13 protein-coding genes are annotated in these 15,195 nt (G+C 68.9%); 6 read left to right on the plus strand and 7 right to left on the minus strand.

From position 1 onward, the window contains the following. Positions 1-341: 341 nt before the first annotated feature. The 5 genes from ASG62_RS03315 (at position 342) to ASG62_RS03335 (ending at position 7,068) form a co-directional block, all read left to right on the plus strand. Entirely contained in the window at positions 342-1,325 is a 984-nt protein-coding gene (locus ASG62_RS03315) for an MDR family oxidoreductase (protein ID WP_056698158.1), read from the plus strand. Between the two features lie 93 nt (positions 1,326-1,418). Then, entirely contained in the window at positions 1,419-2,204 is a 786-nt protein-coding gene (locus ASG62_RS03320) for an SDR family NAD(P)-dependent oxidoreductase (RefSeq protein ID WP_056698161.1), read from the plus strand. Positions 2,205-2,407: 203 nt separating this feature from the next. Next, positions 2,408-4,321, plus strand: coding sequence for a propionate--CoA ligase (locus ASG62_RS03325; RefSeq protein ID WP_056698165.1), 1,914 nt, complete (start codon positions 2,408-2,410; stop codon positions 4,319-4,321). Positions 4,322-4,382: 61 nt separating this feature from the next. After that, positions 4,383-6,020 carry a GMC oxidoreductase gene (locus tag ASG62_RS03330; RefSeq protein ID WP_056698169.1) on the plus strand — a complete coding sequence of 546 codons (1,638 nt, stop codon included), beginning with the start codon at positions 4,383-4,385 and terminating at the stop codon, positions 6,018-6,020. Between the two features lie 118 nt (positions 6,021-6,138). Further along, positions 6,139-7,068 carry an alpha/beta hydrolase gene (locus tag ASG62_RS03335; RefSeq protein WP_056698172.1) on the plus strand — a complete coding sequence of 310 codons (930 nt, stop codon included), beginning with the start codon at positions 6,139-6,141 and terminating at the stop codon, positions 7,066-7,068. A 169-nt stretch (positions 7,069-7,237) separates the two neighbouring features. Here the strand turns inward: ASG62_RS03335 and ASG62_RS03340 are convergent, their stop codons facing one another. From ASG62_RS03340 to ASG62_RS03370, 7 genes are all read right to left on the minus strand, one after another. Continuing rightward, on the minus strand, positions 7,238-8,074 hold the full coding sequence (locus tag ASG62_RS03340; protein WP_056698176.1) for a sugar phosphate isomerase/epimerase family protein: 837 nt from the start codon (positions 8,072-8,074) through the stop codon (positions 7,238-7,240). After that, complete coding sequence (locus tag ASG62_RS03345) at positions 8,071-9,069, minus strand: fatty acid desaturase (RefSeq protein ID WP_056698179.1); 999 nt, start codon at positions 9,067-9,069, stop codon at positions 8,071-8,073. The genes ASG62_RS03340 and ASG62_RS03345 overlap by 4 nt, the downstream gene beginning before the upstream one ends. A 30-nt stretch (positions 9,070-9,099) precedes the next feature. Further along, entirely contained in the window at positions 9,100-9,900 is an 801-nt protein-coding gene (locus tag ASG62_RS03350; RefSeq protein ID WP_056698183.1) for an ABC transporter permease, read from the minus strand. Continuing rightward, complete coding sequence (locus ASG62_RS03355; RefSeq protein WP_056698186.1) at positions 9,897-10,736, minus strand: ABC transporter permease; 840 nt, start codon at positions 10,734-10,736, stop codon at positions 9,897-9,899. The genes ASG62_RS03350 and ASG62_RS03355 overlap by 4 nt, the downstream gene beginning before the upstream one ends. A gap of 4 nt (positions 10,737-10,740) precedes the next feature. Then, on the minus strand, positions 10,741-11,859 hold the full coding sequence (locus ASG62_RS03360) for an ABC transporter substrate-binding protein (RefSeq protein WP_056698189.1): 1,119 nt from the start codon (positions 11,857-11,859) through the stop codon (positions 10,741-10,743). Positions 11,860-11,937: 78 nt separating this feature from the next. Continuing rightward, positions 11,938-13,044 carry an ABC transporter ATP-binding protein gene (locus ASG62_RS03365; protein WP_056698192.1) on the minus strand — a complete coding sequence of 369 codons (1,107 nt, stop codon included), beginning with the start codon at positions 13,042-13,044 and terminating at the stop codon, positions 11,938-11,940. Between the two features lie 128 nt (positions 13,045-13,172). Further along, a complete protein-coding gene (locus ASG62_RS03370) occupies positions 13,173-14,078 on the minus strand; it encodes a LysR substrate-binding domain-containing protein (RefSeq protein WP_056698195.1) in 906 nt (301 codons plus the stop codon). 137 nt (positions 14,079-14,215) lie between these two features. Here ASG62_RS03370 and ASG62_RS03375 point away from each other — a divergent pair, with 137 nt between their 5' ends. Beyond that, positions 14,216-15,142, plus strand: coding sequence for a dimethylarginine dimethylaminohydrolase family protein (locus tag ASG62_RS03375; protein ID WP_056698198.1), 927 nt, complete (start codon positions 14,216-14,218; stop codon positions 15,140-15,142). Positions 15,143-15,195 lie beyond the last annotated feature (53 nt).

Consider the following 15,195-nt stretch of genomic DNA (forward strand, 5'->3'; position numbering starts at 1 on the left):
CAGTACAGAAATAGGAGGCTGTGCGGCGCGGTGCGGGGTCCGGGCGATCCTGCGCGAAAGGGGGGAGGAATCGTCCATGGTTGGACATGGTGCCGACGGCCGAAATCCGTTTCCGGCAGTATCGGGCGGCGACAAGCCCATCATCCTCATCGAGATCGACAGACCGCTCCGCCATCGCGGGGCGCCTTCAACGCGGCCCGGTCCATCCGGGCGCGGCCGGCGGACCATGCCGGCGACATCCTGACCATCGACGTCCGGCGGGGACGTCCGGCGGGCGGCGACGGCCCTTCGAGGTCGTCGCGATCCGGCGACACCACACGGCAACGACAAGGAAACATCCCATGGCCTTCAAGGCGCTCCTGGCGACGAAGTCGGGCGAGACGATCTCAAACGACGTGGTGGCGTTCGACGAAGCCGACCTGATGCCGGGCGACGTCACGGTCGCGGTGGATTATTCGACCGTGAACTTCAAGGATGCCATGGCGCTCGGCGGGCGCAACATCATCCGCACCTATCCGCTGATCGCGGGCATCGACCTCGCCGGCACGGTGGAGGCCTCGACCTATCCCGGCATCGCCGTCGGCGACCGCGTCGTCGCCAACGGCTGGGGCCTGAGCCAGACGCATCACGGCGGCTTCGCCCAGAAGGCGCGGCTGAGCGGCGACTGGCTGGTCAAGCTGCCGGAGGCGCTGTCCACCAAGAACGCCATGGCGATCGGCACGGCGGGCTACACGGCCATGCTGAGCGTGCTGGCGCTGGAGCATGGCGGCCTCACGCCGGACCGGGGCGACATCCTGGTGACAGGCGCCAGCGGCGGCGTCGGTTCGATCGCCATCTCGCTCCTGTCGGATCTCGGCTACCGGGTCGTCGCCTCGACGGGCCGGCCGGAGGAGACCGACTATCTGCGCGCCCTCGGCGCGGCCGAGGTCATCGATCGCAGGACGCTGTCGGAACCGGGCGCGCCGATCGGCGGCGAGCGCTGGGCGGGCGCGGTCGATTCGGTGGGAAGCCACACGCTGGCGAACGTTCTGGCGCAGACGAAGTATCGCGGCGTCGTGACGACCTGCGGCCTCGCGCAAGGGGCGGACCTTCCCGGCAGCGTCCTGCCCTTCATCCTGCGCCACGTGACCCTGGCCGGCATCGACTCGGTCAACGCGCCGCAGGCGGAGCGCATCCGGGCCTGGGCGCGTCTCGCCGAAGGTCTCGACCTTAGCAAGCTGACGCGGACCGAGACGGTCGTGACGCTGGCCGACGTGACCGGCGTGGCCGGCGAAATCCTGCAGGGCAAGATCCGAGGACGGACGGTCGTCGACGTGAACGCCTGACGCGAACGGCCGGGTGCTTCGGCATCCCGGCCCCCGGCACGAGGGCATCACGGAGAAAAAGACCGGACCTGCAGAGTGTGGGAGGAGAACACGATGCGACTGAGAAACAAGGTAGCCGTCATAACGGGGGGAGATAGCGGGATCGGACTGGCATCGGCCACGCTGTTCCGCGCGGAGGGCGCCAAGGTCGCCATCATCAGCAACAATGCCAGGACGCTCGCTGCCGCACAGGCGCATCTCGGCGCGGAGGTGCTGGCGATCGAGGCGGATGTCACGGTGCCGGAAACGCTGACCGCGGCCATGGAGCGGATCGGCCAGCGCTTCGGCCATGTCGATGTGCTCCTGCCGGCCGCCGGCATCGCATCCCCGAGCCCGCTCGGCGCGACGACGGCGCAGACCGTCGACCGCGTGCTCTCGATCAATCTCTCTGGCACCTTCTACACGGTGCAGGCCGCGCTGCCCTACCTGCGCCCGGGCGCCTCGATCATCCTCATGGGATCGATCATGGGCTCGATCGGACCCGCCGGCCTCTCGATCTACGCGGCGAGCAAGGCCGGGATCGTCGGCATGGCGCGCTCCATGGCCTGCGAGCTGACGCCGAAGGGCATCCGCGTCAACACGATCGTGGCGGGCGCGACGGAGACGGCCATCTGGAACGGCCTCGCCGATACGCCCGTCGAGGCGCGGCAGATGATGGACGGCATCGCCAAGACCGTTCCGATCGGGCGGCTGAACACGACCGAGGAGGTCGCGGAGGTCGCGCTGTTCTTCGCCTCCGACCAGTCCAGAACCGTCCATGCCGCGGAGCTGGTCGTCGACGGCGGCTGCGTCGGGGCGCCGGCCGGCCGCATCGATCAGGCAGAGGCTCAGGCGGCTTAGCGCCTTAGCGGGCTTGTCGGCCCGAACGGCTCGGGAGCGCGCCGCAAGGGGCGTCGAGCCGGACGCAAGACTGACGCAAGCCCGGCGTTTCCCGGCGCAGCCGTGCCGGGAAACCATGGCCGGACAGACATCACCAAGACGACAGGGGTGCCGCCTTCGCGGCCCGCGGCTCTGCGCATGACCTTCCGGGGAGGAGGTGTGACATGACGACCTACAACGAGTTCTATCGCCGTTCGATCGAGGAACCGGATGCGTTCTGGACCGAACAGTCCGCGCTGATCGACTGGCAGCAGCCCTTCGACAGGGTCTGCGACTACGACAGGCCGCCCTTCGCCAAGTGGTTCGTCGGGGGGCGGACCAACCTCTGCCACAATGCCGTCGACCGGCACCTGGAGGCGCGCGGGGACCAGGCGGCGCTCGTCGCCGTCTCCAGCGAGACGGGCGGGGAGACGACCTTCACCTATCGCGATCTCCATGCCGAAGTGCAGACCATGGCCGCGATCATCCGCTCGCTGGGCGTGACGAGCGGCGACCGGGTGCTCATCTACATGCCGATGATCCCGGAGGCCGTGTTCGCCATGCTGGCCTGCGCGCGCATCGGGGCGGTCCATTCGGTCGTCTTCGGCGGATTTGCCAGCGCGAGCCTCGCCAGCCGCATCGACGACGCCAAGCCCAGCCTGATCGTCAGCGCCGACGCGGGGTCGCGCGGCGGCCGGATCATCGCCTACAAGCCGCTTCTCGACGAGGCCCTCGAGCTCGCCTCGATCGCGCCGCCGAAGGTTCTCATCGTCGATCGGGGCCTTGCCGAGGCGCCCCTGCGCGCGGGACGCGACGTCGCCTACGCCGTCCTTCGCAAGCTCTTTCTCGGCGCGAGCGTCCCGTGCGTCTGGCTGGAATCGAACGCTCCCAGCTACACGCTCTACACCAGCGGCACGACGGGCACGCCGAAGGCGGTGCAGCGGGACACCGGCGGCTATGCCGTGGCGCTAGCGGCCAGCATGAAGCACATCTTCCGCGGCGCGCCCGGCAAGACCTTCTTCTGCACGAGCGACATCGGCTGGGTCGTCGGCCACAGCTACATCGTCTACGGCCCGCTCGTCGCGGGCATGACGACGATCCTCTACGAGGGCCTGCCGACGAAGCCGGACGCGGGCATCTGGTGGAGACTGGTCGAGGCCTACGGCGTCTCCGGCATGTTCAGCTCCCCGACCGCCATCCGGGTGATGAAGCAGCACGAGAACGAGCCGATCTTCGACTACGACCTGTCGAGCCTCGAAAATCTCTTCCTCGCCGGCGAGCCGCTCGACGCGCCGACGGCCGAATGGATCGCCGACGCGCTGGGCAAGCCGATCATCGACAATTACTGGCAGACCGAATCCGGCTGGCCGATCCTGACCCTCGCCAACGGCGTCGAGCAGAAGGGCACCAAGTTCGGCTCGCCGGGCCTGCCGATGTACGGCTACGGCGTGCGCCTGATCGACGAGGCCGGGGAGGAGATCACCGAGGCCGGCCGCAAGGGCCTGATCGTCATCGACGGGCCGCTTCCCCCCGGCTGCATCCAGACGGTGGCCGACGACGACGCGCGCTTCGTCGCGACCTACTGGTCGACGATGGAGGGACGCCACGTCTATTCGACCTTCGACTGGGGCGTGCGCGACGAGGACGGCTACTACTTCCTTCTCGGACGGGCCGACGACGTCATCAACACGGCGGGCCATAGGCTCGGCACGCGCGAGATCGAGGAGAGCATCCTCGGCCATTCCAACGTCGCCGAGGTCGCGGTCGTCGGCGTCGGCGATGCGCTGAAGGGCCAGGTCGCCGTCGCCTTCGTCACTGTGAAGGACCCACGCGCGATCGCCGGCGCCGAGGGTGCGGCCCGGCAGAGGCAGGACATCCTGAAGCGGGTGGAGCGCACGCTCGGCGCGATCGCGCGTCCGGCGGAGGTCCATTTCGTGGCGGCGCTTCCCAAGACGCGGTCGGGCAAGCTCCTGCGCCGGACGATCCAGGCGATCTGCGAGGGCCGCGACCCCGGCAACATCACGACGATCGAGGACCCCGGCGTCCTCCAGGCGATCGCCGAGGCCGTCCATCCACCGGCCCCGGCAGGGCGGCGATAGCGCGGAAGACGCCGCCGCCCCGCATGGGCCTTGAACCGACATGACAAAAGGGGAGGACGCCATGACGACGCATGAATTCGACTACGACTGGGTGATCATCGGCTCCGGCTTCGGGGGCAGCGCCTCGGCGCTGCGGCTGGCGGAGAAGGGCTATCGCGTCGCGGTGCTCGAAAAGGGCAGGCGCTACGAGGACAAGGATCTGCCGACCTCCGACCGGGACAAGCCGCGCTACGTCTGGGACCCCGCCCACAAGCTCTACGGCATCATGCGCACCGTCCTCTTCCGCCACGTCATGACGGGAGCCCAGACGGGCGTCGGCGGGGGAAGCCTGATGTATGGCGGCGTGCTCTTCCGCGCGCAGGCCGGATTCTACGCCGACCCGCAATGGCGCGGGCTCGGCGCCTGGGAAAGGACGCTCGCGCCGCACTATGCCGAGGTCGAGCGGATGCTGGGCGTCAGCCTGCCGACATGGGACTCGGTGCCCATGGGCCTGATGCGGCAGATCGCCGAACGGTTCGGCGGGAAGGACGCCTTCGCGCTGTCCCCGACCGGCGTCTTCTTCGGCGAGCCCGGAAAGACGGTCGACGATCCCTATTTCGGAGGCGAGGGCCCGCCGCGCACGGGATGCATGCGCTGCGGCGAATGCATGGGCGGCTGCAGCACCGGCGCGGCCAACCGGCTGACCAAGAACTATCTCTGGTTCGCCGAGAAGCTGGGCGTTCGCGTCCATCCCGAACAGGAGGTCGTCGAGGTCACGCCGCTCGCGGCGCCCGACGGCGGCGACGGCTACCGGATCGTCGCCGAGCATCACGCGGAGGCGACGCGCGGCCGGCGCACCGCCTACACCGCGCGCGGCGTCATCTTCGCGGGCGGGGCCGTCGGCACGAACGAGCTTCTGGCGCAGTGCAAGCACGGCGGCTTCCTCCCGCGCATCAGCGACCGCCTCGGCCACCTCGTTCGAACCAACAGCGAGGTGATCTATTCCGTGCAGTTTCCCGAGGACATCGGCAGCTGGCGCGACGTGACGGCCAGCAGCCGCGTGCTGCTCGACGGGGACACGCAGATCGAACTCCTGACGCTCGGGCCGAAGGCCGATGCGCAGAGGCCGATCTGGACCTTCATGCCCGGCACCGGCCCGGCCGGCATCCGCGCGGTCAAGTGGGTCGGACAGGTGCTGAGGCATCCGCGAAAATGGGCGCGGTCCCTGCGCAAGGAGGGCTGGGGCGCCCGCACGATGCTGATGCTCGTGATGCAGACCAAGGACAACGCCATCCGGCTTCGGGCCAAGAAGCGCCGCTTCGGCAAGGGCTATCGCCTCTACAGCGAGGCCGATCCGAAGCGCCCGGCGCCGACCTATATCGAAGCCGGCGACAAGGTCATCCGCTGGCTCGCCGAGCGCACCGGCGGCATTGCCCAGACCACCGTCTTCGACGCCTTCTTCGGCGTCCCCAACACGGGCCATCTTCTGGGCGGCGCCGCGATCGGGGCCGACGCGGAGTCCGGCGTGATCGACGCGAACCTCCATGTGTTCGGCTACCTGAACATGCTGGTCTGCGACGCCTCCGCCATGCCGGCCAATCCGGGCGTCAACCCGGCGCTGACGATCACGGCGCTCGCCGAATACGCCATGTCCAGGATTCCGGCGGCCGCGGCCGGCGACCAGGATGCCTGGCCCGTCCCGATGCGCAAGGCCGGGTAGCCGGCAAGGCGGCGGACGGCCGCAATCCCCGCGCCAGCGCGCGTGCGGCGACGGGGCGGAGCGTCCCCGCCGCCGAAGCGCTCCATCGAACAACCCCATCGCAACGAGGAGAGACCCCATGACCACGACAACCGTGACGTTGAGCCCGCAGGCGCAGGCCTTCGAGAAGCTGCTCGGCGCAGGCCTCACGCCGCCGAACGAGATCGAGGCCGTCCGCATCGGCGCCGAGCGCCTGCATCTGGCGGCCAGCGAGCCGGAGGGGGTGACCTATCGCGAGGTCGACGCCAAGGGCGTGCCGGCCATCTGGGTCCAGCCCAAGGTTGCGGACAACGCCTTCGTGCTGCTGCACGCCCATGCCGGCGGCAGCGTCACGACCTCGGCCGCCGTCGATCGCAAGCTGGCCGGCCACATCGCGACGGCCGCCGGCATTCCCGCGCTGGTGCTCGACTATCGCCGGGCGCCCGAGCACAAGTACCCGGCTCAGGTCGACGACGTCGAAGCCGCGTTCGAATGGCTGCTCTCGCAGGGCTATGCGGCCAAGAACATCGTCACGATCGGCCATTCCATCGGCGGCTTCCTGTCGGCGGCCGTCGCGATCCGCCTGCGCGACGCCGGCAAGGAGCTGCCGGGCGCCGTCGTGTCGATCTCGCCCTGGTGCGACCTGCAGATCGCCAATCCCGCGATCGAGGCCAATGCCGGCACCGACAAGCTCCTGACCCGCGCCCTCCTGGAGTTCTTCCGCGACGCCTGGATCGGCGGCACCGGCATCGCCTTCGACGATCTCAGGATCAACCTGAACCTCACCGATCTCTCCGGCCTCCCGCCGACGCTGGTCTCCTGGGGCACCTACGAGATTCTCGCCGGAGAGGACGAGATCTACGCCGAGCGCCTGAAGGCGGCGGGCGTTGCGACGGAGGTTCTCCCGGTTGCCGGCGCGCAGCATTCCTACGTCTGGGCCGCCGGCCGCGTTCCCGAGAGCGACGCCGCCATCGCCCATATCGCGAAATGGCTGCGCTCGACGCTGCCGATCAAGCCGAAGGCGCAGTAGGCGCAGTAGGCGAACTGCCGCCCGAAGGGCGCGGTCCTGTCGATACCGTGGACGACCACGATGCAGACAGGGCCGCGCTCGCAGCCGGGCGGCGACCGCCGCTTCGCGGTCGTCCCGAACGGGCGACGGAGTGGAGTTCGCATGCCGTGCTCGAGCGAAAGCCCCGGCTTCAGGCCGCCCGCCAGCGGTCCTCGACGAGCCGGCGGAGCGACAGGGCGTCGAGCCAGCGGTCGGAGAGTTCCGCATCGTCCGCCCCGGTGATGGCATAGGGGCGGGGGCCGAGTTCGCAGAGGAAGATGCAGTCCTCGTCCGGCTTGGCGCGCGCCTTCCAGCTTCGAAAGCCCTCGCTCCACCAGTCGAGGAAGAGATCGAGCCAGGGCCTGTGCTGGGGAAAGCCATGGGAGACCTGCACCTGGCAGCGCGTGGCGACGCGGCCCTGGAAGCTGTCGGAGCGCGCCAGGATGCGCGAGACCTGGCCGGCGAGCTCGCGGTCCAGCGGCAGCATGGGCTCGCGGTCGACGACATAGTGGGAGAGATCGGCGGCCAGCCGCATCTCGGGCACGGCGTCGAGCAGCTGGAGCGTGGCGAAGAGATCGTTCGTGATGGAGGCGCGATGCGTCTCGAACTGGATCGGCACGCCTTCCTCCGCGGCGATCCTCAGCCACTCCCGCACGACCGGGACCATGCCGCAGACCTGCACCGGCATGACCTGCCCGACCACGACGACGAAGGGCGAGCCGATCTCCTTGGCCAGATGCAGCGCCGGCCGAAGCTCCTCGACCGATCGCGGAAAGGCGGTGAGAAGACCGGCGAGACCCGTGCGGGCGTAGTTCGGCACGATGGATCGGGCCGTCTCGATGTCCATCGCGCCGAGATCGATCGCCATGCCGTGATAGCCGGCCTCGGCGACCGCGTCGAAGCGCTCTTCGACCGGCCGCTCGGCAAGGCCGGGGCGGCGAAGCTCGGTCGCCCAGAGCGACTGGTAGACGCGCAGCGTCCCGGTCATGCCGCGCTCGCGCTGCGCGGGCCCACGGGTTCGAGGTCCGTGTCGTCGGCGATCCAGATCGTCTCGTCGGGATAGTCGGCCTCCGTGCGCCCGTTCCAGAAGGCCTTCACGACCGCCCATTGAAAGCCGAGATAGGACATGGACGGCGGCTTGCGGTCCTTCTCCACGAAGATCGCCTGATGGAGCTTCGGCAGCGTGTAGCAGGGCACGCCGGGAAAGGCGTGGTGGGCCGTGTGGTACTGCATGTTCCACGACAGCCAGCGCATGACGGCGTTGGTGCGCGTCGTGCGCGTGTTCTGCGTGATCGCGTCGACATGCGGCAGGCCGAGATGCTCGATCGTGTTCTGCAGCTGATGCACCGGTTTCAGCACCAGCATCGGCAGGAGCCAGAGCTGCACGGCGAGCCAGGAGCCCGTCGCCACCGAAAGGAGCGCGATGCCGGCATAGCCCGCCACATGCCAGCGCGCCTCGCGGACGACGTCGGCGTGCCGGTCCTTCGGGATGTAGTGCTCGCGCACGATGCCGCGTGTGAAGCGCAGGATGCGGGTGACGCGCGTGTACCAATAGGTCGGGCCGAACACCCAGAGGAGGTAGGAGGTCAGCGTATAGCGCGGCCGGCCGAGTTCGCCGTCGCCCTCCCAGTCCTGCGTGTAGCGGTGATGGGCGAAGTGCTGGATCTGATCGAAGTCGCGGGGATAGAGGAGGACGAAGCCGAAGGCCCGGCCGAAGACCTCGTTCAGCCTCTTCGTGGCGAAGACCGTCCAGTGCGACAGCTCGTGCTGGCCGGCATAGAGGAAGTTGATGAGGATGCCGTGCGCGGCGAAGAAGGGCACCATCCACCAGGTGCCCCAGGTCGCGGCAAGGCCGATGCCGGACAGGGCGAGGGCGCCGAGATGCCCGCCGACCCGAAGCCAGCCGCGCCGGTCCGACTTCACGCTCAGCTCCTTCAGCCTCGCCGGGGTGATCATGTCGCGTCTGCCGAAGACCTCATCCATCGCAATGCCTTTCACTGAAGAGGGAGACGGTCAGGTGCCGCGCGGCTCGAAGGCCATGCGCACCAGGAGAAGGAGCGTCGTCACCACGATGAGGACGACGGACAGGGCGGCGACCGCCGGGTCGATATTGTCGCGAACGCCCATCCACATCAGCCGGGGCAGCGTGATCGCGTCGACGGAGGTGACGAAGAGCGTGACGCCGATCTCCTCCCAGGAGAGGACGAAGGAGAGGAGCGCGGCGGTGAGAATGCCGAACTTGACGTTGGGCAGGATCACGGTGAAGGCGCGCCGCGCCACCGAGGCGCCGAGGCCGCGCGCGGCCAGATCGATCCGCCGGTCGACGCCGGACAGGGCGACGAGGATCATGACGACCGCGAAGGGCACGATCATCACGACATGGGCGAGGGCGACGCCGAGCCAGGTGTCGTAGCCGACCGTGTTGCTGAAGCCGGAGAGAAAGGTCAGCAGGAAATAGAGGGTCATCGCCGAGACGACGGGCGGCACGATCATCGGCAGGAGCACGAAGCCGACGAGGAGCGTGGAAAAGCGCGGCCGCACCATCCAGATGCCGAGCGAGAAGGCGGTGGCGAGGATGGTGGAGACGAGGCTGGCGACGACGCCGATCCGGATGCTGAGGAGAAGGCTCCGCCCCCAGGCCGGGTCTTCCAGAAGCGCCCGGTAGTGGACGAGCGACAGCTCGCCCTTCGGCATCGAGAGAAAGCGCGCGGGCGTGAAGGAGATCGGCACGACCGCCAGAAGCGGCATGAGCAGGAAGACCGCGACGAGCCCGGCGAGAAGAAGCGCGATCGGGCCGGGCCGCGAGGGGGTCATTTCGAGCCTCCCGCAAGGGCCGGCCGGGCGAAGCGGAAGAGCGCTGCCATCAGGAGCCCGACGAGGACGACCATCATCACCGAGATCGCCGCGCCGAGGCCCCAGTCGGGGCTCTGGAACATGCGGATGTAGACCAGCTCGGCCATCATGACGCTGCGCCCGCCGCCGAGGATGGCGGGGGTGACGAAGAAGCCGAGCGAGAAGACGAGGACGACGAGGCCCGCGCCCGCGATGCCCGGCAGCGTCATCGGCGCGAAGACCGACCAGAAGAGCCGCAGCCGCGAGGCGCCCATTCCCCGCGCGGCCAGAAGCACGCGCTCGTCGATGCCCCGCATGGAGGAGGCGATGGGGAAGACCGCGAAGGGAATGAGGAAATGCGTCATGCCGACGACGACGCTGAACTCCTGGCCCGTCATCGCGATCGGCCGGGAGACGATGCCGGCGGCCTGGAGCCAGGTGTTCAGAAGCCCGCGATTGGAGAGAAGCGCCAGCCAGCCGAAGGCGCGCGTCAGCACCGAGATCCAGAACGGGATGAGGATGCAGATCTCCGCGATGCGCCGCTGCGTCCCCGTGCCCCGCACCCAGACATAGGCGATCGCATAGGCCGCGAGTACCGAGAGGACCGTCACCGTCAGCCCGATGCGGAAGGTGCGCATCAGCACGGAATGGACCAGCGGGTCGCTCCCGAGCTTGGCATACTGCGAGAAGCCCAGCTCGGGCTCGGTGACGCTCCAGCGCGCGACGCCGAGAAAGGGCACGGCATAGGCGAGGAGGAGGAACGCCAGCAGCGGGGCCGTCAGGAGGAGGGCGGTGCGGGCCGGCGTCCGTCCGGTCATGGGATCAGGCCGCGATGATCTTGGTGTAGTCGTCGAGCGCCTTGCCGTAGTTCTCGGCATACCAGGGCATGTCGAGCGCCACTTGCTTTGCGGCGTTGGCGGGGTCCATCGGGTTGATGCGGCGCTGCGCCTCGGGGATCAGCGCGTCCGCCGCCGGGTTGGCGGGGCCCTGTCCCAGCATGTCGAACATGACGAGCTGGCGTGCCGGGTCCTGCGTGGACGCGATGAACTTCATCGCGTTCTCCTTGCCGCCGGGATTGCCCTTGATGACGCCGAGAGCGCCGGGCGAGATCAGGCCCTGGTCCCAGATGAACTTGATCTGCCCGCCGGAATCCTTCTCCAGGATCGAGGCGCGCGTCGACCAGATCAGCGCCATGGAGGCGTCGCCGGAGAGAAGCACCTGCTGGCTTTCCGCCCCGCCGCCCCAATAGGAGACGATGTTCTCCTTGAAGGCGGCGATCTTGTCGTGGGCGCGCTTCAGGTCCAGCGGATAGAGCTGTTCGGGCGCGACGCCGTCGCCGAGCAGCGCGGCCTCCCACATGGCCGCGCCCCATTTGTACATGGAGCGCTTGCCCGGGAAATTCTCGACGTCGAAGAAGTCCTTCATGCCCGTCGGGGCCTTGTCGCCGAAGACGGCGCTGTCATAGGCGATGATGTAGGAGAAGAAGTAGGTGGACGGCGCGTAGTCCCAGGCGAAGCCCTCGCGGAGCTTGGCCTTGTCGACGATGGAATAGTCGATCTCCTCCATCATGCCCTGCTTGCCGAGCGAAATCGCCGAGAAGGGATCGGCGTCGACGATGTCCCAGGTCGGCTTGCCCGACTTGAACTGCGCGGTGATCGCGCCCTCCGTCGGGCCCGTGCCGTCCTCCTTCACCGTGATGCCGGTCTCGGCGAGGAACGGCTTTCCATAGGCCTCGTCATAGGCCTTCAGCGCATCGCCGCCCCAGTTGACGAGGACGAGGTCCTTGACCTCCTGCGCCAGGGCGCCGCCGGAGCGCAGGAGCCCCGGCGCGCCCGCCAGGATCGCGGCCGCGAGCTGGGTGAACCTGCGGCGGCTGATCTCGCCGGACCGCGTCCGGGCGGCGAGGATCTCGATGCAGTCTTTCTGGAAGGCTTCGTTCATGGCCGATCTCCGTCTGACTTCGGTGGCGGGGGAAGAGGGCGTCGTGGACGTTTCGGGGGCGGGGGAAGCGTTCGAGGGTCAGGGCAGGGCGGCCGGCAGCGCGGGCTCGCCGCCGCCGGGCAGGAGGAACCCCTTGTCCTTCGGCCAGGCGACGCGCACCTCGCCGCCGGGTTCGGCGCGCGCGGCATCGGTGGAGGGCAGCGTGAGGGTCAGCGGCGTGCCGCCGGGCGTCGCGAGCTGCAGCCGCGTGGCGGGGCCGAGATAGGTGGCGGCCGTGACGCGGGCGAAGAGGGCGTTCTCGCCCTCCGCGATATGCCCGTTGGCGAGATGCATGTGCTCGGGCCGAATGGCGAGCACCGCGTTCGGCCCGGCGCCGGCGCGGGCGGGTGCCGAGAGCGCACCGTCCTCGAAGCGCCCGGCCGCGCCGGCGCCGTCCGGGCCGACGCCCTGCAGCGGCAGCATGTTGATCTCGCCGAGGAATTCGGCGACGAAGCGGTTCTCCGGGCGTTCGTAGACGGTCTTCGGCGTGCCCACCTGCAGCACCTCGCCATGGTTGAAGATGGCGACGCGCGAGGAGAGCGAGAGCGCCTCGCTCTGGTCGTGCGTGACGAAGACGAAGGTCGTGCCGAACTCGCGGTGCAGCCGCCGCACCTCCTCCTGCATCAGCCCGCGCAGATGCTTGTCGAGCGCCGAGAAGGGCTCGTCGAGAAGGAGCATGGCCGGCTCGAAGACGAGCGCGCGCGCCAGCGCCACGCGCTGCTGCTGCCCGCCCGAGAGCTTGGCCGGCAGCTTGCCCTCGTGGCCGGCGAGCCCCACGCGCTCCACCATCCGCGCCACGCGCGCGGCGATCTCGGCCTTCGGCCGGCGGCGCACGACGAGCGGAAAGGCGATGTTCTGCGCGACCGTCATGTGCGGGAAGAGCGCATAGCCCTGGAACACCATGCCGAAGGCGCGCTCCTCGGCCGAGAGCGTCGTGATGTCCGTGCCGCCCCGCGAAAGGCGCCCCTTCGTCGGCGCCTCGAAGCCGGCGAGGATCATCAGGAAGGTCGTCTTGCCGGAGCCGGAGGGCCCGAGCAGCGTCAGGAATTCGCCGCCCTCGATCGTCAGCGACAGATCCTTCAGGGCCCGGAAGGTCCCGAAGCTCTTGGTGATGCCCGTCGCTGTCACATCGGCTGGAGCGGTCATGCTGCCTCTTTGGAACGATGCGAGCCCGACGATATGCGCGGTTTCGCCTCACGACAAATGAGGAATTTCGAAAGGAGAAACAAATTTTCTTCACCGCAGCGCCGAAAGGAACGCCATGCCCTGAAAGCTTATTGGGCAGGTCGCGTCATGCTTGCGCTCTGCGCGAGGCGCGAGCGCAGCCAGTCGGAGAAGGCGACGAGGGCCGGGTTGCCGATGCGGTGGTGCTCGACGACGAGATAATAGGCCCGCGCCGAGCGGATGGCATGGTCGAGCGGGCGCACCAGCCGGCCCGATTCCAGCGCATTGTGGCAGGTCAGCTCGTCGCACATGGCGATGCCCTGTCCGGCGGTCGCGGCGGCGAGGGCGAGGTTCATGTCGGAGAAGACGATGCCCGTCTCGGCTTCCGGCGAGGGAAAGGCCGCGGCGGCGAGCCAGCGCCGCCAGTCCTCGAAATCGACCAGATGGAGAAGCGGCGCGCGGAACACGTCGGCGGGCTCGGCGATGCCGCCGATGCGGTTGAGAAGGCTCGGGCTGCAGAGCGGCGTGAACTCGACCTCGGCCAGCCGTTCGACCGACCAGCCGGGCCAGACGCCGTCGCCGAAGGCGATGAAGGCGTCCATGTCCGGGTTCGAGACGTCGTCGAGCCGCGGCGGCGTCGCGATGCGCAGCATCACGTCGGGATAGAGCTCCAGGAACTCGCCGATCTGCGGGCAGAGCCACATGGAGGCAAGGCCCGGCGGGCAGGAAATGGCGAGCGCCCCGCGCACGCCGCGGTCCCCGTACTGCACGGCGGCATCCCCGATCAGCGTCAGGGCCTTGCGCACGTCGCTCGCGTAGCGCCGGCCCTGCGGCGTCAGCGAGACGCCCTTGCCGTCGCGCCGCAGGAGGTCGAAGCCGAGCTCGCGCTCGAGCCCGCGCAGCTGGTGGCTGACGGCGCTGCGCGTGAGGTTCAGCTCCTCGGCCGCGCGCCAGACGCTGCCGTGCCGGGCGAAGCTTTCGAGCGCCCGCAGCGCCTGGGTGGAGGGTACGCGCATCGTCCGGCCTCCCGCTGAATCACCCTTGTAGCGTGAAGGAGATTTGCAAAAAGCGCAAAAAACAATCGCTTTTCGCGAGCCGAATTCACCGCTTAACCTCGTGCGCATCCCGACCCATGCCGAGCGAGGAGCCGCCCATGACCCGCCACGAGACGTTTTCCGACGCCTTCTCGCTCCAGCGCCGCGACCCGAAGGGCGGCACGGAGCGATTGTCCGGCTGGGGCTTTCGCAACGAGACCGATGTCCTGACCGACGTGCTGCTCGGCTCGCCCGCCCATCTCAAGCACCGCGCCACGAGCTCGCTGTCGCGCAAGCACCTGCGCGAAAACCCCTGCAACATCCAGGTCGCCCAGGCCCAGCACAAGGAGCTGGTCGCCGCCTACGAGCATTTCGGCGTCGCCATCCACTGGCACGCGCCGGAGCCCGAGCTTTCGATGCAGGTCTATTCCCGCGATTCCAGCGTGATGACGCCCTATGGCGCGATCATCACGGCCATGGCCGACTGGTGGCGGCGCGGGGAGAACTACGCGGCGATCCGCACCTACGAGCGGCTCGGCATCCCGATCTACGACATGGTGACGGCCGGCACGTTCGAGGGCGGCGATTTCAACGTGGTCGAGGACGGCGTGGTGCTGATCGGCTGCGGCGGCGCGCGCACGCAGGAGGAGGGCGCCCGGCAGGTGGAGGACTGGTTCCGCCGCGAGGGCTGGGAGACGCGGATCGCCTTCTTCGACGAGTTCTACGTCCATATCGACCTGATGGTCGTTCCGATCGCGGAGAAGCTGACCGCCGTCTGCCTCGACTCGACCGAGCCCGGCATCGTCGACTGGCTGAAGGCCAAGGGCCACGAGATCGTCGACGTGCCGTTTCGCGACACGATGGATCTCGGCTGCAACTTCATGTCCCTCGGCCGCGACCGGATCATCGCCCCCCGCACCAGCCGCACGCTCGTGGAGCGCCTGAAGGCGCTGGGCTTCGAGGTCGCGGAAATCGACATGAGCGAGATTTCCAAGACCGGCGGCGGCATCCACTGCATGGCGCAGGCGCTTCGACGCGCGGCCTGAACGCCGCCGCTTCGCACGCAGCGCAAGGCAGCGTGCGCCCGCCGCCGCGCCGC

Origin of the sequence: Aureimonas sp. Leaf427 (assembly GCF_001425485.1) — a bacterium.
GTDB lineage: Bacteria > Pseudomonadota > Alphaproteobacteria > Rhizobiales > Rhizobiaceae > Plantimonas.

What these genes read in the sequence shown, in the direction of transcription:
- ASG62_RS03330 (WP_056698169.1), top strand. Translation starts at nt 4,383, where the DNA reads ATGACGACGCATGAATTCGACTACGACTGGGTGATCATCGGCTCCGGC.
- ASG62_RS03335 (WP_056698172.1), top strand. Translation starts at nt 6,139, where the DNA reads ATGACCACGACAACCGTGACGTTGAGCCCGCAGGCGCAGGCCTTCGAG.
- ASG62_RS03340 (WP_056698176.1), bottom strand. Translation starts at nt 8,074, where the DNA reads ATGACCGGGACGCTGCGCGTCTACCAGTCGCTCTGGGCGACCGAGCTT.
- ASG62_RS03365 (WP_056698192.1), bottom strand. Translation starts at nt 13,044, where the DNA reads ATGACCGCTCCAGCCGATGTGACAGCGACGGGCATCACCAAGAGCTTC.
- ASG62_RS03355 (WP_056698186.1), bottom strand. Translation starts at nt 10,736, where the DNA reads ATGACCGGACGGACGCCGGCCCGCACCGCCCTCCTCCTGACGGCCCCG.
- ASG62_RS03315 (WP_056698158.1), top strand. Translation starts at nt 342, where the DNA reads ATGGCCTTCAAGGCGCTCCTGGCGACGAAGTCGGGCGAGACGATCTCA.
- ASG62_RS03370 (WP_056698195.1), bottom strand. Translation starts at nt 14,078, where the DNA reads ATGCGCGTACCCTCCACCCAGGCGCTGCGGGCGCTCGAAAGCTTCGCC.
- ASG62_RS03375 (WP_056698198.1), top strand. Translation starts at nt 14,216, where the DNA reads ATGACCCGCCACGAGACGTTTTCCGACGCCTTCTCGCTCCAGCGCCGC.
- ASG62_RS03360 (WP_056698189.1), bottom strand. Translation starts at nt 11,859, where the DNA reads ATGAACGAAGCCTTCCAGAAAGACTGCATCGAGATCCTCGCCGCCCGG.
- ASG62_RS03345 (WP_056698179.1), bottom strand. Translation starts at nt 9,069, where the DNA reads ATGGATGAGGTCTTCGGCAGACGCGACATGATCACCCCGGCGAGGCTG.
- ASG62_RS03325 (WP_056698165.1), top strand. Translation starts at nt 2,408, where the DNA reads ATGACGACCTACAACGAGTTCTATCGCCGTTCGATCGAGGAACCGGAT.
- ASG62_RS03320 (WP_056698161.1), top strand. Translation starts at nt 1,419, where the DNA reads ATGCGACTGAGAAACAAGGTAGCCGTCATAACGGGGGGAGATAGCGGG.
- ASG62_RS03350 (WP_056698183.1), bottom strand. Translation starts at nt 9,900, where the DNA reads ATGACCCCCTCGCGGCCCGGCCCGATCGCGCTTCTTCTCGCCGGGCTC.